General features: G+C 52.9%; 18 protein-coding genes. 9 read left to right on the top strand and 9 right to left on the bottom strand.

The window, feature by feature from the left end:
- Nucleotides 1-8: 8 nt before the first annotated feature.
- Complete coding sequence (budA, locus tag JK211_RS11585) at nt 9-791, bottom strand: acetolactate decarboxylase (RefSeq protein WP_212708836.1); 783 nt, start codon at nt 789-791, stop codon at nt 9-11.
- Between the two features lie 104 nt (nt 792-895).
- On the opposite strand from budA, the gene JK211_RS11580 reads away from it, so the two are divergent.
- Nucleotides 896-1,771 (top strand): LysR family transcriptional regulator, encoded by an 876-nt coding sequence (locus JK211_RS11580; RefSeq protein WP_212708835.1) that lies wholly within the window; start codon nt 896-898, stop codon nt 1,769-1,771.
- A gap of 37 nt (nt 1,772-1,808) precedes the next feature.
- Here JK211_RS11580 and gss read toward each other — a convergent pair whose 3' ends face one another.
- The 3 genes from gss to JK211_RS11565 all read right to left on the bottom strand — a co-directional run bounded on the left by gss (nt 1,809) and on the right by JK211_RS11565 (nt 6,570).
- Nucleotides 1,809-3,686: a bifunctional glutathionylspermidine amidase/synthase gene (gss, locus tag JK211_RS11575; RefSeq protein WP_212708834.1), complete on the bottom strand. Its 1,878-nt coding sequence runs from the start codon at nt 3,684-3,686 to the stop codon at nt 1,809-1,811.
- 238 nt (nt 3,687-3,924) lie between these two features.
- Nucleotides 3,925-5,589: an acetolactate synthase large subunit gene (locus tag JK211_RS11570; RefSeq protein WP_212708833.1), complete on the bottom strand. Its 1,665-nt coding sequence runs from the start codon at nt 5,587-5,589 to the stop codon at nt 3,925-3,927.
- Between the two features lie 51 nt (nt 5,590-5,640).
- Complete coding sequence (locus JK211_RS11565; protein ID WP_212708832.1) at nt 5,641-6,570, bottom strand: AEC family transporter; 930 nt, start codon at nt 6,568-6,570, stop codon at nt 5,641-5,643.
- A gap of 490 nt (nt 6,571-7,060) precedes the next feature.
- Here JK211_RS11565 and cbpA point away from each other — a divergent pair, with 490 nt between their 5' ends.
- Genes cbpA through JK211_RS11550 form a run of 3 tightly spaced genes read left to right on the top strand, consistent with a single transcriptional unit; the run spans nt 7,061 to nt 9,266 of the window.
- Nucleotides 7,061-7,993 carry a curved DNA-binding protein gene (gene cbpA, locus JK211_RS11560; RefSeq protein WP_212708831.1) on the top strand — a complete coding sequence of 311 codons (933 nt, stop codon included), beginning with the start codon at nt 7,061-7,063 and terminating at the stop codon, nt 7,991-7,993.
- Nucleotides 7,993-8,301: a chaperone modulator CbpM gene (cbpM, locus tag JK211_RS11555; protein ID WP_212708830.1), complete on the top strand. Its 309-nt coding sequence runs from the start codon at nt 7,993-7,995 to the stop codon at nt 8,299-8,301. Before cbpA ends, cbpM begins: the two co-directional genes overlap by 1 nt.
- Before the next feature lie 41 nt (nt 8,302-8,342).
- Nucleotides 8,343-9,266 carry a hypothetical protein gene (locus JK211_RS11550; RefSeq protein ID WP_212708829.1) on the top strand — a complete coding sequence of 308 codons (924 nt, stop codon included), beginning with the start codon at nt 8,343-8,345 and terminating at the stop codon, nt 9,264-9,266.
- Here JK211_RS11550 and JK211_RS11545 read toward each other — a convergent pair.
- The gene (locus JK211_RS11545) at nt 9,253-9,981 is read right to left on the bottom strand and encodes a GntR family transcriptional regulator (RefSeq protein WP_343876580.1); all 729 of its coding nucleotides are present in this window, start codon (nt 9,979-9,981) and stop codon (nt 9,253-9,255) included. The two genes, JK211_RS11550 and JK211_RS11545, sit on opposite strands and share 14 nt — an antisense overlap.
- 341 nt (nt 9,982-10,322) lie before the next feature.
- On the opposite strand from JK211_RS11545, the gene JK211_RS11540 reads away from it, so the two are divergent.
- The gene (locus tag JK211_RS11540; RefSeq protein WP_249213788.1) at nt 10,323-11,567 is read left to right on the top strand and encodes an MFS transporter; all 1,245 of its coding nucleotides are present in this window, start codon (nt 10,323-10,325) and stop codon (nt 11,565-11,567) included.
- Between the two features lie 66 nt (nt 11,568-11,633).
- A complete protein-coding gene (locus JK211_RS11535) occupies nt 11,634-12,440 on the top strand; it encodes a putative hydro-lyase (protein WP_212708828.1) in 807 nt (268 codons plus the stop codon).
- Nucleotides 12,441-12,447: 7 nt separating this feature from the next.
- Here the strand turns inward: JK211_RS11535 and JK211_RS11530 are convergent, their stop codons facing one another.
- Complete coding sequence (locus tag JK211_RS11530; RefSeq protein WP_343876581.1) at nt 12,448-13,350, bottom strand: helix-turn-helix transcriptional regulator; 903 nt, start codon at nt 13,348-13,350, stop codon at nt 12,448-12,450.
- Between the two features lie 107 nt (nt 13,351-13,457).
- Between JK211_RS11530 and JK211_RS11525 the strand changes: the two genes are divergently transcribed.
- A complete protein-coding gene (locus JK211_RS11525; RefSeq protein ID WP_212708827.1) occupies nt 13,458-14,879 on the top strand; it encodes an MFS transporter in 1,422 nt (473 codons plus the stop codon).
- A gap of 120 nt (nt 14,880-14,999) precedes the next feature.
- Nucleotides 15,000-15,920, top strand: coding sequence for a LysR family transcriptional regulator (locus JK211_RS11520; protein ID WP_212708826.1), 921 nt, complete (start codon nt 15,000-15,002; stop codon nt 15,918-15,920).
- 13 nt (nt 15,921-15,933) lie between these two features.
- Here the strand turns inward: JK211_RS11520 and JK211_RS11515 are convergent, their stop codons facing one another.
- The 3 genes from JK211_RS11515 to JK211_RS11505 form a co-directional block, all read right to left on the bottom strand.
- On the bottom strand, nt 15,934-16,815 hold the full coding sequence (locus JK211_RS11515) for a DMT family transporter (protein WP_212708825.1): 882 nt from the start codon (nt 16,813-16,815) through the stop codon (nt 15,934-15,936).
- 309 nt (nt 16,816-17,124) lie between these two features.
- A complete protein-coding gene (locus tag JK211_RS11510; protein ID WP_212708824.1) occupies nt 17,125-17,490 on the bottom strand; it encodes a diacylglycerol kinase in 366 nt (121 codons plus the stop codon).
- Between the two features lie 147 nt (nt 17,491-17,637).
- The gene (locus tag JK211_RS11505) at nt 17,638-18,774 is read right to left on the bottom strand and encodes an N-acetyltransferase (protein WP_212708823.1); all 1,137 of its coding nucleotides are present in this window, start codon (nt 18,772-18,774) and stop codon (nt 17,638-17,640) included.
- Nucleotides 18,775-19,386: 612 nt separating this feature from the next.
- Here JK211_RS11505 and JK211_RS11500 point away from each other — a divergent pair.
- Nucleotides 19,387-19,841, top strand: a 455-nt coding sequence (locus tag JK211_RS11500) for an AMP-binding protein (RefSeq protein WP_249213787.1), incomplete at its 3' end; no start/stop codon positions are given.

The following is a 19,841-nucleotide window of genomic DNA, read 5'->3' as shown; positions in this document are numbered from 1 at the left end:
GCAGAGGGTTAACCTTCCACTGACTGGATAGCCGCACTGAGATCGTCCGGATTCAGATCGGCGTTACGGAAATCGTTATCTCCGGGGAAATCAATCAGCAGTTTTTCGATAGTGCCAAACGTCAGTTTCCCTTCACTGACCTGGTAATCGAGCACATGGCCGCCGCTGCTGCGCTGCTGATTAATAAAGTGTTCGTGGTAACCCGCCACATTAATGCCTTGCATATACTCGGGCGTCAGAAAACCAATCAGCACGCCGTCCTGGCGCTGAATATGAAATACCGGCTGTTCTTCAACAGCCTGCATCATCGGTTTATAAGGACGGTGCTGTTCCGGCACGGTACGGGTATCTACCTTTTCGAAATGACCGTCGATGCGCAGGGCACAAAACAGGTTTTTACTGGCGACCGTTTCGTCAATAATCTGATGGATCTGCTGGCGGGTATGGGGGCGGTCAATAGTATATTCATGGGTCGGGTTGAAAAAAGTCATCACCGCGAACGGCGTTTTCTGGTCCGGGTGGGCGCTGCGTGCACTGCCATCGCTGCGTAACTGAAATACGTCACTGTTAAAAGCGATCATTTCACCATCCAGATGATTAAAGGTGCCGAGCCCGAAATCCCCGTGCTCCAGTAATTCACGGATTGTGGTATCGCCTTCATAAACACCGCTCAACAGGGCGCTCATCAGGGAAGCCTGATAAATGACATTCTCACCCTGTTTTTTTTCCAGTCTGAGTGCTGCCCGGGTGATATCGCTGATGCAGCTGCATCCGCAACTTGCTGTTTCCATGATTATTTCCTGCGGTTTTTTACTTAACCTTGTGGCCTAAAGGTTGACAGGTCACCGCAGATAATTCCAATATGATGCAGTACCCACTTTGAGACGTTTTTGATATGGAACTGCGCCATTTACGCTATTTCGTTGCGGTGGCAGATGCGGGGAATTTCACCCGTGCTGCCGAAAATCTCGGGATATCACAGCCCCCCCTCAGCCAGCAGATACAGAGGCTTGAACACGAAATAGGCAGCCCGTTACTGCGCCGTCTGACCCGCAGTGTCGAACTGACCGATGCCGGCCGCGTGCTATATGAAGATGCTATTAAAATATTGAAAATGTCTGATGCCGCCTTTGAAAAAGCCTGCAGTGTCGGACGCGGGCTGAGTGGCTGGCTGCGGATTGGTTTCGCCTCATCAACGGCCCTCAATCCACGGGTGTTCACTTTGCTGCACACTTTCCGCGACCATTATCCGATGATCAATCTGCACCCCGGTGAACTGCATATGTCAGCGCTGGTGGATGAACTGCTGAAGGGAGCGATTGATCTGGCCTTTATCCGGCTGCCCTGCGCCCGCAGCAGAGAACTGGAGTACCGGATCATTGATAATGAAGAAATGGTGGTTGCGTTACCCGCTAATCATCCTCTGGCGGCGAATCATCAGCTCAGCTCTCTGGCTGAATTACGTAACGAAACGCTGATTATCTTCCCGCGCGAGATCTCTCCGGGGCTGTATGATTCGGTGATCAATGCCTGCAGTGATGCAGGTTTTACTCCGCCCAATGTTGCGCAATCACCCCAGACCACCTCGGCTATCAGCATGGTCGCCACCGGTTTTGGTTATACGATAATACCTGCGTCGCTGAGTAAAATTGATCAGGCCAACGTACGCTACCTGCCGGTAAAAGGCACTCCGCTGACCGCCCAGGTTGCACTGGCATGGCGGCGACATAATCTGAGTAAAGCCGGAGAACATTTCCTGGCGTTATTATAAAAAAGCCCGTGGCAGGATTGCCACGGACAGGGCGGAGTTAACGGCTGAAATCCCTGTCTTTAATAATGCGCAGGGGTTCGATATCGCTTTCTTTTTTAATCACCAGTGTCGGGTCGGAACGCAGACAGGCTCCGCCATAGTGGCCGCCGACCGTAAAGGTACAGACCTGAATATAGCGTCCGGCCACCTGCGGTAAACACCATAGCTGCTGATAAATATTAGTCTGATGAGCAAATTTACCGGCAGTCTCATCCAGCATTTGCTCCTGATGGCTGACCAGCCCGATATTACTGCCACAGCGCCCGCCGATAGGTTTGATGGCGTAGCCGGTCTGTTGCAGTTCCTGATTTACGGTGAAATCTGTATCCAGCAGGTATTTATGATGCGGAAACAGGGACCAGAGGATCGGCAGGATAGCTTTATTGCCCGGAATAACAGTCCACAGGGGTTCAAATACCATCACCTCTGGCCGTAATAACACATCCATCAGCCGCACCTGATCGGCTTCACCGGTACGTACCGGCAGGGTAGCGGTGGCATCGTTTTCTGTTTCCTGACGCAGCTGTTCCAGCACCGTTTCCCAGGCCCAGGTTTTCCAGACACAGTTAACTTCCCGCTGGTCATCGTCAATCAGTAATCCGGTCGCACTCCAGTGTAACTCACCGAGACCATGAAGAATTTTACTGTCAAAACCGGCATCGGTTAACGCCTGCTGCATCAGTAATGCATGATAATTTTCTTCAGCATCCTCGTCCTGCAGAATATGGACAAACGGCAGCGCATCGCTGTGTTTCCAGGCCGCTGAAAGGTTTTCCACCAGCCGGCGACAGGGATCTTTTCCGGCACTGACTCCGCCCTGTTGCGCCCATTTCCCGAGGATCACTCCGGCTTCCGTATGACATGAAGCAGAATCGGCATTGTATTCGTACACTTTCAGCCCGCGTTCATCCAGACAAAAATCAAGTCGTCCGGTCACCATATGGTGACGCCGCCGCTGCCATGACAGACGCAGCCGTGGCCAGAGGATTTCCGGGATATCAAACAGGCGCAACAGGGCATCATCCCGTAACACCTTATCGGTAGCGTGCAGGTACATCAGATGCAGTTCGTTGGTTGCCCTAATCAGTTCCTGTTCGGCACTGCGTGAAAGGGTGAAATACTGGTGAGGATCGGCGTTAATTATATGACCATGGCTGGCACGGATATAGGCCGACTGAACAGGATCGTCTTCATTCAGCCACGGACCGGAAAACTGGCCGTTATCCCTGATTCTGTGCGGGTGGATTGCCAGTAATTTACCGGCAGTCACCGGTTCCGGCAGGCTGTCACTGTTATCACAGGTCTGTATCATCCAGCCGAGGATTTGCGTATCGTCAAAGGTATCATCAATAAAAAACAGGCCATTCTGTCGGCGCAACGGCAGTTGCCGGGTCCACTGTTGTCCCGCGGGCAGCGGACTGTGGATAACATTCTGTTCGACAATTTGCACTTTATCGGCAAATACCCGCGTAATCATCGCGACGTGGCCGGTATCAGCAAATTCGCCGCCCTGTTGCCAGATTAATAATGCACCCGATACAGGAGGGCGCGGACAGCCGTTGGCAAAGGCCTGCAACGGCAGAATATCGTCATTGATGACCTGGCGCAGAAAACGCAGAGAAAAAATCTCATAAGCCATTCTGACATCGGTAAACACCATACCGTAATTGAGATACAGAAAACGTCTGGCAAATTCCACGCACTGCCATTTGTAGCCCATAAATTCATTACCGAGGAAACTGCGTAATGACGAGTCATCCGGATACTCTTCACTGTCCAGTGAGTCGTAATCGGAGGAGTAAATCGCTACGCCGCCGGGCGCGTAACCGAGCAGGGTACCGAACGGGGCGTGATTATTAGTGAGATCCACAGTCATACTTTTGCCTTATGCCTTACAGAAAAGCAGCCGCTAATCGCTGCTGTTCACAGAGAGCACCGCCGCAGTCACCTGAAGACGGGCTGACGGCGGCACATTGGCCCGGAGCAAGGTGCTGTGCCGGATGGACAGCAGATGGGGCGGGTATTATCAGCATAGCACTGTTTTCTGCCGGCGGAACCTCGATCCCCTTCCGGTAATTAAGTGACAGTGTCACGCATTGTCTGCCGGAGGCCGTTCAGAGGGCGATAGTCAGTTCACCGAGCTTACTGACCAGTGCCATATTCTCCCGGTAGTCCACCGGGCAGGCGATGACTGTCACGCCGTCTTCTGCGAGGGCACGGTTCAGTGCCGGTAACAGCTGTGCTGCTTCGGCGATCAGACAGCCGCGAGCCCCGAAGCTCTGCGCATATTTCACAAAGTCCGGGTTACCAAAATCCACCGAATCATGGGCACCTTCTTCCATATCCATTTTCCATTTAATCAGTCCGTAGCTGCCGTCTACCCAGACCAGCACCACCAGCGGGATCTGTTCACGTACCGCTGTTTCGATCTCCTGAGAGTTCATCATAAAGCTGCCGTCACCCATTACCGCCAGCACTTTACGCTGTGGAAAAGCCAGCCTGGCCGCCAGCGCGCCGGGTAAAGAAAAAGCCATCGTTGACAGGCCGTTCGAGGTCAGGCAGGTCAGAGGCTGCCAGGCCGGGTATAGGCGGGATACCCACATTTTTATTGCCCCTGTATCGGCCAGCACAATATCATCATCCCCCATCGCAGCGCGGATATCCGCGACTATCCGCTGAGGTTTGAGGGGAAAGCTGTCATCCTGCTGACCGTTATCCAGCTCCTGCTGGCGTAACTGACGAATACGGGCGGTAGCCGGCTGACTGTGTAACGGTGCTTCCCCCAGTGCCCGGCCCAGGGCCTGCAGACTGAGGGTAATATCGGCCACAATACTGATATCCGCCACATAATGCTGATCGGTATCCGGAAGGAACGTATTGATATGGATGATTTTTTTATCAGCATCCGGGTTCATTCGCTGGGGGGCGAACTCCTGTAACTCATAACCGACAGACAAAATCAGGTCGGCCTGATCGAACGCGAAGTTTTCGTAATCATGACGCATAAACCCCATAACACCCAGCGCCTGTGTACTGCGGTCACTGATCACCCCTTTTCCCATAAAAGTGGTGGCGACAGGCAGCTGGTAGTGTTCCGCAAAATGGGTCAGGGCCTCAGAAGCGCGGTTACGGGCGACGCCGTGGCCTGCCAGAATCACCGGGAAGCGGCTGTTACGCAGTAATTCTGCCGCCTGATGTATCGCGGCATCTTCCGGGGCTGAGCGGCCTGTCACTGAGGGCATTAACGGGGTGAGTGTTGCGTCCACCGGCATGGCTTCAACATCCTGAGGCACCGCCAGATAAGTGGCGCCGGGACGTTCCTGCTGGGCCAGCTGAAAGGCTTTACGCACCATTTCGGCGGTGGCGGCCGGGGTATAAATAGTCTCAGCCCAGTGGGTTACCGGCCTGAACATGGCGACAAGGTCGATAATCTGATGTGATTCTTTATAAATCCGGTTCAGACCGACCTGGGCAGAAATAGCCACCAGCGGACTGGAATCGGTCTGGGCATCGGCGGTTCCCAGCAGCAGATTAATTGCCCCGGGGCCGAGGGTTGCGGTACAGACACCGGCTTTTCCGGTCAGGCGGCCATAAATATCGGCCATAAACGAGGCTGCCTGTTCATGACGTACCAGGATAAAACGTATTTTATCGGAAGCGGTGACAGCCCTGACAAACTTAATATTTTCCTCACCCGGAATACCAAACACATATTCCACCCCTTCTGCTTCGAGACAGGACACCATAAATTCTGCGACATTGCTGGTTTGAGTCGTCATACAACACCTCCGGGAGACTGGTTATCAGGTAACCCTGGTGCGGAATGCTAGCTACCCCCCGAGGTAGTATAATAATCCGCCCATGGTCAGAATTGAGAACAGAGTACTGAAGAAAAGAATCGACGCCATTTCCTGCTCTGCGGTTTTATACTGCACCGCCAGGATGACGCAGACTGAGGCGGTGGGGATGGCCATACTGATCACCGATAAATCGAGTGTCTGCTTATCCGCATGCATCCACAGGGCAAGGGCCATAATCACCAGCGGTAAAATAATATTTTTGGCAATCACTGACAGGATAACGCCGCGGTTAAAAACCACATGGTAGGAATAAAGAATAACCCCGGAGGCAAACAGAGCAACACCGCCGGTGGTGCCGCCCAGCAGCTGTAATGCATTGCGGAACTGATCGGGAATATGCAGGTTGCACAGCAGTAACACCAGCGCCAGCAGCGGGGCCCACACCACCGGTTCTTTTAGCGTATGCACAATATGCTGTATAAATCCGGCGTCTTTTCTGTCAGGTGCGCCAGAGGAAAGTATCAGTAACGTCAGCGGTACCTGGAACAGGTTCATAATAATGCTGCACAGGGCGATCGGCAGGGTACTGATGGTGCCGTATAAATGGCCGAGTACCGGAACACCGACAAAAGGCACCGCCGGGCCGGCGATTGCCAGAGCCAGTAACGCGGCAACCCCCGCGGCCTGGCGAAACACCAGCCGTGCCAGCAGAAACACCAGTAAATATCCGCCAGCCATCCCTGCCAGCAGAATCAAGGCAATTGTTCCTTGTGAGAGCAACACGGACCGCGATAATCCCATCATTCCGGCAAATAATGTCAGGGGCAGTGCATACAGCATCACCATCCGGTTCAGAACCGCGCCTTGCCCGGCGTCAAAGTCATGGTGCCATCCGGCGACAAACCCCAGCATCAGCGTTACAACAATCGGTAACAGAGCCGCAATTATCAATTCAATCACAATATTCTCCCTGCAGATAAGCCGGTGACATTATTTAGCATGCTGTCCGCGGCCGGCAGCAACCTATAAAGTAGTCCTGATTGACAGTTCTGTATACGGACTGAAACGGGCGCGGGCACAAACCTCCGGCAGTTATGTTGTAAGGTAAATAAATATTATCTGTGGCCATCGCCGGATAAACGCAGTGTTATATGCGCTGATCAATGCCTGACAGCAGGGACTGCTGCTAAGGGCGGGGGGCCGCAGAGTGCAGGGCTGGCCGGCAACAGGGATACTTTCAGCCAGGCGGATAAATTAATGTAAGCTGAGGTGTCAGGGCCTGTTGCCTCTGCCGGCTTCAGCTCAGAGTGTTGCGGCCGGTGTTTTTCCGCAAGCGGCTGATAAATTACCGCTGCAAATCCTCCTGGCGGGGACTATATTTACTGCACGGTAACCCTAATACCGTTATCCATCCCGTATAATTCTGTTTACTGATCCGGAAGATAATACTATGGAATTAAAGGATTATTATGCCATCCTGGGCGTTGAACGTACCGACGACCTGAAAGCGATTAAAACGGCTTACCGGCGGCTGGCCCGCAAATACCACCCTGATGTCAGCACCGAAAAAGATGCTGAAACGCGGTTTAAAGAAATCGCGGAAGCTTATGAAGTCCTCAAAGATCAACAACGCCGCGAAGAATATGACCAGCTGTGGCAGCACCGTAACGATCCCCGTTTTAATGCACACCAGTCTGGCGGACAGTCTCAGCACAGCTACGGTGACGAGCACAGTGCCGATTTCTCTGATTTCTTTAGTTCGATGTTCGGCCAGCAGGGCCGCCAGTCTCGTCAGCAGCGTCCGCAACGCGGACAGGATATTGAAACCGAAGTTGCTGTGTTTCTGGAAGAAGCACAAACCGGTGAAACCCGGACTATCCGTTATACACTGCCGGAGTATGACGTCTTTGGCTCAGTGATCCGCGAAACCCCTAAAACGCTGAAGGTGAAAATTCCTGCCGGGGTCGGTGACGGCGAGCGTATCCGGCTGAAAGGGCAGGGAGCACCGGGGAGTGCCGGCGGACCGGCGGGCGACCTCTATCTGGTGGTCCGTATTGCGCCGCACCCGTTATTTGATGTGGTGGGTAATGATCTGGAAGTGGTATTGCCTCTCGCCCCCTGGGAAGCGGTACTGGGGACCAAAGTGGCGTTACCCACCCTGCATGACAGCATTCTGCTGACCATCCCTGCCGGTACTCAGGCCGGTAAACGCCTGAGACTGAAAGGGAAAGGATTATCCGGTAAAAAACAGCAGGGGGATTTGTACGCAGTGATCAAAATAGTGGTCCCTGCAACCACGGATGAAAAAAGCCGTGAGTTATGGCAACAGCTGGCGGAAGCCGGATCCGGCTACGATCCGCGGCAGGGATGGGGGAAAAAATAATGGCTACCGTCAATATCCGCTTTACGGTCACTGAATTTTGCCAGCATACCGGACTGTCCCGGACCGAACTGACGGAGATTATCGGGCTGGGTGTACTCCGTCCGGCAGAGCAGGAGACTCCGTCCGCGGAATGGCGCTTCGATGACCAGGCGATCGCTGCCTTTCACCGGGCACAGCGTCTGCAGCGTGAGCTGGAGCTGGACTGGCCGGGGATTGCCGTCGCATTATCATTACTGGACCGGATTGACCGGCTGGACAGGGAAAACCGCCGCCTCAGTCAGCGATTATTACGTTTTATTGCCGATTAATCCCGGCTGTTTCGGCCCCCTGATATGCACAGGAATCTGAGATGACGATGATGCGGAGCGATAAAATGGGCAAAAAACTGTATCTTTTGCAGGTCACTACGCCGGGCCGGATCCTTGAACTGGATCCTGACACTGGCGGATTACGAACCCTGGTTGCCGGGCTTAACACCCATCCGGACGGTATTGCAATCGATCCTCTGAACCGGCGCCTGTTTGTGACTTATATGGGGGCTGCGACCCGCGCCGATAGTTCGGAGTTTTTCCAGGCCGACGGGCGACTGGAGTCGATGACCACAGAAGGCCGTGATCGTCGTCTGCTGGCGGGAAACGGGATCTTTGTTACCGGTAAGCAGTTAATCCATGATGCGGAAAACGGTCTGTTGTACTGGTGTGACCGTGAAGGAATGCGGGTTTTCTGTGCCAGGGAAGATGGCAGTGACCTGAAGGTGCTGGTACAAACCGGCCTGTTTCCGGCCGATAGCGGCGACTATACCCGGCATTGTGTGGGGGTGGCGATAGACAATCAGCAGGGCTATATTTACTGGACCCTGAAAGGGCCGCCGAAAGGGGGACAGGGACAGATCTTACGTGCCGGGCTGAGGCTGCCCCGCGGTTCAGAAGCCAGTAATCGTCCGGATATTGAAGTCATGCTGTCAGGACTGCCGGAACCGATTGACCTGGACTATGATGCTGCCCGCGGGATCATGTACTGGACGGATCGTGGTGACGACGCCAGCGGGGGGAACTCTCTGAACTGTGCCCGGCTGGTGGATGGCCGTTTGACCGACCACCAGATCCTGGCGCGCGGGTTACAGGAAGCGATAGCCCTGGTCAGAGATGCGGACAACCGCCGGATGTGGATCACCGACCTCGGCGGTAATGTCTGGGAATATTCCCTGAGTCAGGGGGGCCCTTTACGCAGTATCGCCAGGCTGGGGGCGCTGACGGGGATTACTTATGGCTGAATCCGTTGCCGCGGCTATCGGTCCTCATCCGGCGGCTATAAGCGGCAATGATCACCCGCTCCGAATGATGCAGATAATCACTCAGTAATTCTGCTGCGGTATCCGGTTGTTGCTGTTCCAGCAGAGTGGTGATCTGCCCGTTCATCGGCAGATAGGGGGAGTGCAGAAACTCAGCATCATCCAGCAGACCAAACGCCAGCCGTAATTCAGCCAGCAGGTGATCAAACAGTGCAATAACACGCGGGCTGTCGGTCAGTTCAGCAATCGCACGGTGAAAGTCCATATTGGCAGTGCCGACCGCTGCCCAGTGTTTTTTTTGCTGATAAGCTTCTGCCTGGCTGACCGCACTGCGCATCCGTTTCACCGCCGGATGCAGCGGATACGCCAGTGACACAGCCCTGCATTCAATCAGTTTACGTACCCGGTAAATATCAATAATCGTTTCCAGTGTCGGGACAATCACACTGACCCCGCGGTGAGGAATATGCTGCAACAAGCCCTCTTTGATCAGCACTCTGAAAGCTTCGCGCAGGGTGTTCCGCGAGACGTTCAGCTGTTCACAGAGACCGGCTTCTGACAGGTGCATCCCCGGCGCATATTTTCCGTGAACTAATTCATTTCTTAACTGATCGGCAATCCGGTCAGCCAGATTTTGTGGGGATAACCCGGGAACAGGAGTATTAACCATAAGCTCTGCAATATTGATGATATTCACTTCACATTCTCATATCAGGCAGGAAAATGCCAAATAACCCGTCCTGACCAGCGGTTATCCGCTAAATGCACCTTTATGGTGCTATCTGCCCCCTTGCCTGCACTATAAAAGTGCTTCCCTGGCAGGCCGTTGCGGGCAGAGCCGGTCCGCTAGTGGAACACAGCCCTGAATATTGTTCAACAATATGGCTGGCGGAGGTAAACAACCGCCTGCAGGGGCAGGAGAATACTGGCACGGGCCTTGCTTGTGACAGTAAGACAACCAATAAAAATATATGCAGATGACCTGAAAAACGGGCCGTGTGATATACGGCCTGCAACACCGGACGGCAGGGGACGATTATGTGGTTAAAAGAAACAAACAGCAGCGAGCGCAAGACACTGGCGGCGGCATTTATGGGGTACGGGATCGATGCGTTCGATTCAATGATCTATACCTTTATGATCCCGACCTTTATTACTCTGTGGGGCATGAGTAAAACAGAAGCCGGATATATTGCAACCGGCGCGCTGATTTCGTCGGCGATCGGGGGCTGGATAGCCGGAATTCTGGCCGACCGTTATGGCCGTGTCAGGATCCTGCAACTGATCGTATTATGGTTCAGTTTCTTCACCTTATGCAGTAGCTTTGTCACATCCGCCGAGCAATTGTTATTCACCCGTGTGATGCAGGGGCTGGGTTTCGGCGGAGAGTGGTCGGTCGGGTCAGTACTGATAGCCGAAATGATCCGTGCGCGGCATCGGGGGAAAGCTGTCGGACTGGTACAAAGCAGCTGGGCGGTTGGCTGGGGTATTGCGGCTATCGCTTACTGGGCAATATATGCGCTGGTGGATGCGCAATATGCCTGGAGAGTGCTGTTCTGGGTCGGGGCATTACCCGCATTACTGCTGGTTTTTCTGCGCCGGCAATTGCAGGATCCGGAGATTTTTGTTGCTGCCCGCCGTCAGCGGCAGGCCACCGGACAATCTGCCGCCGGTTTTATGCAGATCTTTCATCCGCGGATACTGCGTATTACTCTGCTGGCCAGTCTGCTGGCAACAGGTATGCAGGGAGCTTATTATTCCGTGACAACCTGGTTGCCGACCTACCTGAAAGCAGAGCGGCACTTGTCGGTACTCAATACCAGCGGCTATCTGGTGGTCCTGATTGCCGGTTCGTTTGCCGGGTATCTGACCAGTGCCTGGCTATCGGATTATTTAGGCCGCCGGCGCTGTTTTATTCTGTTTGCCGTCTGCGCTATTTTGCTGGTGTGCGGCTATACCTTACTGCCGATCACTAACCAGGTGATGATGATCCTCGGTTTTCCGCTGGGCTTTTTCCTGTCGGGGATTTTCTCGGGAATGGGGGCCTATCTCAGTGAACTTTTTCCCGGCCATATACGTGGTTCTGGTCAGGGGTTTTGTTATAACGCTGGCCGTGCTATCGGCGCTATTTTCCCGGGGATGGTCGGCTTTCTCAGCGGTTATATCCCGCTGGGGACCGCGATTGGTTATATGGCGGGAGGCAGCTATCTGCTGGTGATTATCGCCTGTCTGGCTCTTCCGGAAACCCGTGGGATGGCGCTTAATCAGAATCAGCCATCCTGATCACTGTTTTCGCGGCGCGACAGAAAAAACGGTTTCGCCGCAAATACCGATATAACGGAGATAAGCATGTCAGCAGATAATGATACAGCTGTATATCAGGGGGTAACCGCCCCGGTTGCCCGGGCAGCATTTCGTCAGGGGCGGGTGATGCCGACTGCCGGTATTGCCCCCGGCATGACCCAGGCCAATATGATTGCTTTACCGGCCGACAGGGCCTGGGATTTTTTGCTGTATGCGCAGCGTAACCCCAAAGCCTGTCCGGTACTGGATGTGATAGAAGCCGGAAAAACAACGACCCCGCTGGCAGCAGGCGCAGATATCAGCCGCGATCTTCCTCTATACCGGGTCTGGCGGGATGGCGCACTGGCCGAAGAAATTGCCGATGCGTCGTCACTCTGGGCACAGCATCCGGATCTGGTGACCTTTCTTATTGGCTGTAGTTTTACCTTTGAGACACCGTTGCAGCAAGCCGGTATCGAGATCCGGCATATTAGCGCCGGTTGTAATGTCCCCATGTATCGCACTAACCGTCAGTGTCGTCCGGCGGGATGTTTACAGGGCGAAATGGTGGTTTCAATGCGGCCGGTGGCGGCGGATCGGGTAGCAGATGCGGTGGCAATCACTGCCCGCTATCCCGCAGTACATGGTGCGCCGGTACATATTGGTGAGCCTGCGGCACTGGGGATCCGTGATCTGGCGCAGCCTGACTTCGGTGATGCCGTACAGATTAAACCGGGGGAAATCCCCGTGTTCTGGGCCTGCGGAGTGACTCCCCAGGCGGCAGTGATGGCCTCGCGGTTACCTTTTGCTATCAGCCACGCTCCGGGCCATATGTTTATTACTGATATCGCCGACAGCAGCTTTCATGTATGACAACGGATTATTCCCTGTCATGGGGGGACTGACCGGCCTGCGGGCCGGCAGCAAGGGCAGCGACAGTCTTTTCACCACTGGCATCCAGTGGCAGATAAACCAGCAACCTCGAACCATCGCGTGGTGCTGAATACCAGTTCATCTGCTGCAGAGTAATAGTACCAAGTTGCGGATGGTTAAAGTTCTTTATATGATTTTCGATGCTGCGGATTTCATAGTGCTGATTCCACAATTCATGAAACCGCGGAGATACGGTAAAAAAACGTTCCAGCAGCGTATCCCAGCGCGGGTCCCCGCGGTATTCTGCCATTCCGGCACGGAAATAAGCGACAAATACGGGTAACACTTTGTCTTCCCCACAGAAACGGCTGCGCCATTCGGCACTGGTCAGGTACTGATAAATACAGTTGCGATCTTCCGGCGGTACCTGATCCAGGTCGACGCCCATTAACCGGCAAAAACTCTGGTTATAGCCAATCAGATCAAAATTAGGCCGTTCCAGTGCCGCCGGATTAGGCATCAGCGATCGTAGCAGCCGCTGGGAAGCGGGCCCGGCTTGCTGACACACGGAAGAAGGCGGCTCTCCGGGCACCGGCAGTCCCGCCAGTATAAACAGGTAGCGGGTTTCGGCCGGGGTACATTGCAGTGCCTGGCTGACCGAGGCCAGTACGGCAGCCGAAGGTTTCATCTGCCGGCCCTGTTCCAGCCAGGTATACCAGGTCACCCCGACATCGGCCAGCATGGCCACTTCTTCCCTGCGCAGACCGGGTGTCCGGCGACGGCCACTGCGCGGTAATCCAAGCCTTTGAGGATCAAGACTTTCTCTGCGGGTACGTAAAAAGGTGGCCAGCAGCTGGCGGCTGTTTCTTTCAGGAGAACTGAGGGTGGCCTGGCGGGTGATGATAGTCACTGAAACTCCTGCATAGTAGTGCCAGTACCAGTATAAACAGCTACTGGTACCCTGTTAAATTATCGTCAATACTACGGCCAGAAAGTGAATCACGCAACGGAGTTTCAATGAACGCTTCACCTGCCTCGCCGGGGAAAATCGGCCTGATACTGTTATTAACCGCCCAAATGCTGCCACTGATCGATACGTCGATTACTAATGTGGCACTGGACTCTATTACCCGTTCTCTGGCGAGTACTGCCACAGATCTGGAGCTGATTGTCGCCCTGTACGGGGTGGCATTTGCTGTTTGTCTGGCCGTTGGCAGTAAACTGGGTGACAACTATGGCCGGCGGCGGGTACTGCTGGCCGGGGTGGTTATTTTTGGTATTGCTTCATTATTTTGTGGTCTGGCCGGAAGCGTCAATACCCTGTTAGTGTCGCGGACAATACAGGGGGCCGGAGCGGCATTAATTGTCCCGCAGATCCTCGCCACTCTGCATGTGACGCTGAAAGGCACTGCCCATGCGCGGGCGATCAGTCTGTACAGCGGGATCGGCGGTATCGCCTTTATTATCGGTCAGATGGGGGGCGGCTGGCTGGTTTCGGCGGATATCGCCGGTCTGGGCTGGCGTAATGCCTTTTTTATTAATGTTCCTATTTGCCTGCTGGTATTGCTGTTCAGCCGGCACTTTATTCCTGAAACCCGCAGTGACAGGGCATCACGTATCGACTGGCAGGGCACATTGTTACTGGCAATCATTCTTTGCTGTCTGTTGTTTCCGCTGGCTCTCGGCCCCTCTCTGCACTGGCCGTGGCAAATGCAAGTGATGCTGCTGATTACTGTGCCACTGGCATTACTGATGCGTAAAGGGGCGCTGGCCCAGCAACAGCGCGGTCAGCAGCCGCTGTTACCGCCGCATTTGCTGAAACTGCCAGGGGTACGCTTTAGTTTATTGATCGCATTTCTTTTTTTCAGCTGCTGGTCAGGATTTATGTTCTGCATGGCACTGACGTTACAGGCCGGTGCCGGAATGGGGCCCTTACAGTCCGGAAACAGTTTTATTGTGCTGGGAGTGGCTTATTTTCTGTCGGCACTCTATGCCCCGAAGCTGATCCGTCGTTATTCGACGGCCCCGGTGTTACTGACCGGCATTTTAATTCAGGTCAGCGGGGTATTGGTGCTGATGATGACCCTCTGGATACTGGGGAATTCAACCGGCGCCCTGGCTATCGCCCCGGGCAGCATTTTACTTGGGCTGGGTCAGGCAATTATTGTTAACTGCTTTTACCGGGTAGGGATGCGGGATATCCCGGCCAGCGATGCCGGGGCCGGAAGCGCGATTCTCAGTACCCTGCAGCAGGCAGCCCTTGGATTAGGTCCTGCCGTTGCCGGTGCAGTTTACCTGCATCAGTATCATCAGCAGGGCAGTTACCCGCAGGCGATGGCCGGGTTTCTGGCCGCCGAAGCGCTGGTCATGCTGATTCTGGCAGCGGCAACCCTGATAAAACGTAAATCTCTTGCAGAACCGGCACCGGCCGGACAGTAAATGGCGGCAGCGATGGCACTCAGGCACAGTGCTATCCGGTCAGGGGCTATTACCGGCCATATTGTGTTCGCCGCCTGCTCCCCCCGGCAGGCGGATGGGTCGTAAATAAGGAAGCGGGTTGTGCTGAAAGAAAATTTTAACGAACTACAAAACTTTCTGGTGGTAGCCAGGGAACGCAGCTTTACTAAAGCCGCGGCCCGGTTAGGAGTATCCCAGTCGGCGCTGAGTCACGGGATGAAAGCCCTGGAGAACCGCCTTAACCTGCGGTTGCTGACACGAACTACCCGCAGTGTGGCACCGACTGAGGCCGGAGAACGGCTGATTGCCTGTCTGGCACCGCGCCTGTCGGCACTGGAACAGGAGTTTGATGCCCTGTTACAACTGAGTGGTCAGCCGACAGGCAGTTTACGGTTGTCTGTCAGTGAGCATGCGCTGGAAAGCCTGCTATGGCCTAAAATAAAGCTCTTTACCCGCCAGTATCCGCAAATCAGTATTGAACTGGTGGCCGATAACCGTTTTATCGATATTGTTGAGCAGCGGTTTGATGCCGGAGTCCGGCTCGGGGAAAGTATCGAAAAAGATATGGTGGCAGTACCTATCGGCCCCGATATACGGATGGTGGTTGCCGGTTCTCCGGACTACTTTGCCGCACGGGGGATCCCGCAGACTCCGCAGGATTTACTGCAACACCAGTGTATTAATATGCGCCTGCCCGGAAGCGGTGCATTGTATCACTGGGAATTTGAAGCACAGGGCAAGCCGCTGCGGGTACGGGTTAACGGGGCACTGATCATCAGCAGCCTTTCACAACGCATTGATGCAGCGCTTTGCGGGCTGGGACTGGTATTTGTCCCCGCGGACCAGATATCAGAGGCGATTGCCGGGGGACGGTTACTGACGGTACTTGATGACTGGTGCCCGGCTTTTGCCGGGTACTCTCTCTATTATCCGAGCCGAAGACAGCACCCGGCAGCATTTTCCCTGCTGATTGAAGCACTGCGCTACCGGCCTGAGCTTTCGCCGACGCAGGCCGGAGTGTAGCAGGGCAGAAACTTCAGCGGGATTTATACTTACCGATAAGCCCCGGTACTACCAGTGACAAGACAATAATCAGACAGCCGACAATCTGATCGATGTTGATTTTTTCGGCCAGAATCAGGTACGAAAAGACATACGCCGCCGGCAATTCGATGGTCACCAGCATACCGGCCAGTGACGGGGCGGTTCTTGGCATCCCCAGCCCGAACAGTAATACGGGCAGTATTGACGAGAATACGGCGGTTAACAGCGACCAGTAACTGTCGGTGGTAAACGGCGAAATATCGACGTTATCTTTCATGACACAGATGGCGGTAATAAACGCCCCGAGAGTCAGTAATCTGGCCTTATCAATAACACGGCTTTCTTTGGCTATCTGTGACGACGAAAGTATCACCAGGCTATAGCAGAGAGCCGCCCCCAGTCCCCAGCTGATACCGATAATGTTCAGGCGCATCGACCCGCGAAAGACCCCGGTGGCAATGGCGACCCCGGTGATAATACAGAGTAACAACAGTATATCTTTACGGGCGACAGGCGTTCTTCTGATAATGGCGTTAATGAGCGGCACAATCCATGACGACTGCATCATCAGTAATGTTGCTGTCGGGACTCCGATATAAAAGACCGACTGAAAAAAGCAGTAAGTGACGCCCAGTAGCGGCATCCCTGTAAACAAGGCGATAGCTTTTTCTCTGGTCGGGATGGTGGCTTTTTTATTCCGGGTAAACTCCGACAGCACAAAAAACAGAATAAAAGAGAATAAGTATTGTGTGGCAATAATGTTACTGGTGTGTGCGCCATGGCGGAGTGCCAGACTGAGTATAATCCCCGGCATGCCATAACAGATGGCTCCTGCAATGATCATTATTGCGCCAGCAGCGTGTTTATTTAACATTATTGCTCCTTTAAATAACCGATACTCCAGCCTGCCACCCACGGCTCTGTCGTTATGATTAGTGTATGCAAATGAATTAACATCAATAATTAAGATGTTTCCGGCCGGTTATTGATAACACGGAGACCGGTACAGCCGGCAGCCGAAACCTGCCGGGAAGGGTATTGCACCATCAGTATTGTTGTTCCACTGCCCGGTCACTGGCCGGTTTCAGATGAAAACGGCTAAAGTATAGCAGCGAAAAGGTGGCTTGAGCAGGGATAATTCTGAGAAGCAGTGTAGGTCAGTGGCGGGAAAATTAACTGGCCATCAGCCCCACACCAGTACCACGGTCCACACCAGAATAGTCAGGGTTACGGCCACCAGCTGGGCGGCACCGCTGATATCCTTTGCTCTTTTTGAAAGGGGGTGGATCTGTGAGGATATGCGGTCAACGACGGTTTCGATGGCCGTATTCAGGAGTTCCACCACCAGTAACAAGAAACTGCAGGCGATCAATAGCAGTTTTTCCAGCGGCGGGACAGGCAAAAACAGGATAATGACCAGCAGCACACTATTAATAATGATTAACTGACGAAAAGCCTCTTCCGTAGAGAGTGCATTTTTAAACCCCTGCCAGGAGTTATTGATACTGGCAGTTAATCTTGCTAATCCTTTTTTTCTGCTCAGATTCATAAAAATAATATTTTCCTTGTTGCGGTCAGTGTTAACCCGCGCTGGCCGGTCAGCACCGGCAGTAACAGGGTGATTACCGCCTTCTCAGTCACAGTTCTTCGTCTGTCACAGGTCAACGGGTAATTGCCCTGTGGGGGGGGGCTGAGGCTATACCGGCGATGACAGTTGTTTATGATAGATACGGTAGCGTTTATAAACCACGGCACCAATCCGCTCCAGGATAGTGCGCATTCCGCTATTCGATTCCAAAATCCACGACATTTCCAGGCAATCAATCCGGTGGCGGGCGAAAGGCTCACGTAATGCTTCGATCAGTAATAAGGCAATAACCGGCCCGAGGCGGCTGAACTGATATTCGTGACGGACCCCCATTAAAGGGACTCTGGCTGTGCGTACACCACGGATTTTCAATCGCCACAATAGCCGGGCCCAGCCAAAGGGGAACAGGCTGCCATTCAGGCCGTTAATGGCTTCATTAATATTGGGCAGGCCGACGATAAATGCGCAGGGCACGCCATTGATTTCGGCAATGTAAATCATATCATCGGGCACCAGATATTTCAGTTGTCCCCCCATAGTGGCGAATTCATGGGCAGTAAAGGGGACAAATCCGCGGTTGTGCTGCCAGCCGGAGTTGAAAATATCACGCAGCAACTGCATTTCTGCGGAGAACTGCTTACGGTCCAGACGCCGAAGGGTGACTTTGCTGCTGGCCTGTGACATCAGTTTTCTCAGTGAGTCTGAGAAACACAGGTCTGTCCTTTGCATCCGGTAGGCCAGTAAATCCGTATCCTGAGCGTATCCCTGTTGTTCCAGACAGGCAGCGTAATAGGGTTTACCGTGGTTCATCATCGCCGACGGCGGGGTATCAAAACCGTCAATCAGTAATCCGCTTTCCTGATTAATATTCAGGCTAAAGGGACCGGTAATCATCACTGCCCCTTTGGACCGCAGCCAGGCCTCTGCAGCAGTAAATAATGCAGCGAATACGGCATTATCGTCGATAGCATCAATCATACCGAAATGACCACTCTGGTTACCGTATAACTGCTGATGCAGGCGGTCGATCTGTGCCGTAATTCGTCCGACGATATGACCATTTTTTCTGGCCAGCCACGCCTGCCATTCGATATGTTCTGCAGCCGGATTTTTGTCTGAAAGATGTTCTGCACGTTCGACAAATAAAGGAATGATCCAGTTCGGGTCATCAGGGTACAATGATGAAGGAAAATTAATAAAATCTTTAAGATCGTCTTTATCCTGTACAGCGTCAATTTGAATCATAAAAAGCCTTAAATAATATTACCGGCATCAGCCAGTACCGGTCAGTAACGGGGTATTTATATAACGGATATACTCACTGCCTCAGCAGCATTATTTCTTTCATTTATCTGAATAATAACTGGCGGAAAATATAATTTCATATTATATCCGATGGCTATTGCTATTCTCTTGCGGATGAAAAGTAATGACAGATATTTTTATAAAGCGTTAATCGTTTGGTGCTATTCAAAATAATAGTTAATTAATGATTAGCTCCTGTTAATCGGAGTTTAAGATTTTTTCAATCTGTTATACTGTATTTTTATCACTTAATGCCTTTGGGTGCGGTAAAACAAATCAGAGATTCACTTTTAAACTACTTCCGGTTATTGTTTACGATATGTTTAACTTTGTTCGATCGCCGATAATACAAGGTGACTTTATAATGTTCCGGTTATAGCAGGGGAGTTTAGCTGCTGCTTGTTATTTTCACGGAGGTAAGCTGAAATAAAAATATTATCCTTTAGTGCGGGAGGTTTTTCTCCGGGGAAAGCACTATTCAGTGAATGTCTTAAAAAATAAAACAGTAGTTTTTCAACCAATAATATCTGTCGTCGTTGGTGAATTAAATTTATGGCTAATTTTTCTGTGAAAGAAACCAGTGCTACCCATTCTCTTCCCATGCGTTATGCTGATTTTCCGTCGCTGACGGCAGCGTTAGATTATGCTGCCCGGGGAAACAGCGGAATGAATTTCTATGATCGCCGTAATCAGCTGACTGAAGTACTGGACTACACTGAACTCAGGCTACGGGCAGTCTCTGCCGCCGGTCGTTTGCTGTCGCTGGGGCTGAAAAAAGGTGACCGTGTTGGCTTAATTGCCGAAACCAGCGCCGGGTTTGCTGAGTCATTTTTCGCCTGTCAGTATGCGGGGCTGATTGCGGTCCCGCTGGCAATTCCGATGGGGATCGGTCAGCGAGCCTCCTATATTACCCGGTTACAGGGCCTGATTAATGGTTCATCGCGTTTTACCGGGGAACGCTGCTTTTATCTTCAGGAAGAAGTATTCATTATCCCGGTATCCATATG

Origin of the sequence: Tatumella sp. JGM130, assembly GCF_018257525.1 — a bacterium.
Lineage (GTDB): Bacteria > Pseudomonadota > Gammaproteobacteria > Enterobacterales > Enterobacteriaceae > Tatumella > Tatumella punctata.
This window is presented reverse-complemented; position numbering and strand designations above follow the sequence as displayed.

Bases quoted from the DNA above. Each gene is read 5' to 3' on its own strand.
- budA (WP_212708836.1), bottom strand. From the start codon at position 791: ATGGAAACAGCAAGTTGCGGATGCAGCTGCATCAGCGATATCACCCGG.
- JK211_RS11580 (WP_212708835.1), top strand. From the start codon at position 896: ATGGAACTGCGCCATTTACGCTATTTCGTTGCGGTGGCAGATGCGGGG.
- gss (WP_212708834.1), bottom strand. From the start codon at position 3,686: ATGACTGTGGATCTCACTAATAATCACGCCCCGTTCGGTACCCTGCTC.
- JK211_RS11570 (WP_212708833.1), bottom strand. From the start codon at position 5,589: ATGACGACTCAAACCAGCAATGTCGCAGAATTTATGGTGTCCTGTCTC.
- cbpA (WP_212708831.1), top strand. From the start codon at position 7,061: ATGGAATTAAAGGATTATTATGCCATCCTGGGCGTTGAACGTACCGAC.
- cbpM (WP_212708830.1), top strand. From the start codon at position 7,993: ATGGCTACCGTCAATATCCGCTTTACGGTCACTGAATTTTGCCAGCAT.
- JK211_RS11550 (WP_212708829.1), top strand. From the start codon at position 8,343: ATGACGATGATGCGGAGCGATAAAATGGGCAAAAAACTGTATCTTTTG.
- JK211_RS11540 (WP_249213788.1), top strand. From the start codon at position 10,323: ATGTGGTTAAAAGAAACAAACAGCAGCGAGCGCAAGACACTGGCGGCG.
- JK211_RS11535 (WP_212708828.1), top strand. From the start codon at position 11,634: ATGTCAGCAGATAATGATACAGCTGTATATCAGGGGGTAACCGCCCCG.
- JK211_RS11525 (WP_212708827.1), top strand. From the start codon at position 13,458: ATGAACGCTTCACCTGCCTCGCCGGGGAAAATCGGCCTGATACTGTTA.
- JK211_RS11515 (WP_212708825.1), bottom strand. From the start codon at position 16,815: ATGTTAAATAAACACGCTGCTGGCGCAATAATGATCATTGCAGGAGCC.
- JK211_RS11510 (WP_212708824.1), bottom strand. From the start codon at position 17,490: ATGAATCTGAGCAGAAAAAAAGGATTAGCAAGATTAACTGCCAGTATC.
- JK211_RS11505 (WP_212708823.1), bottom strand. From the start codon at position 18,774: ATGATTCAAATTGACGCTGTACAGGATAAAGACGATCTTAAAGATTTT.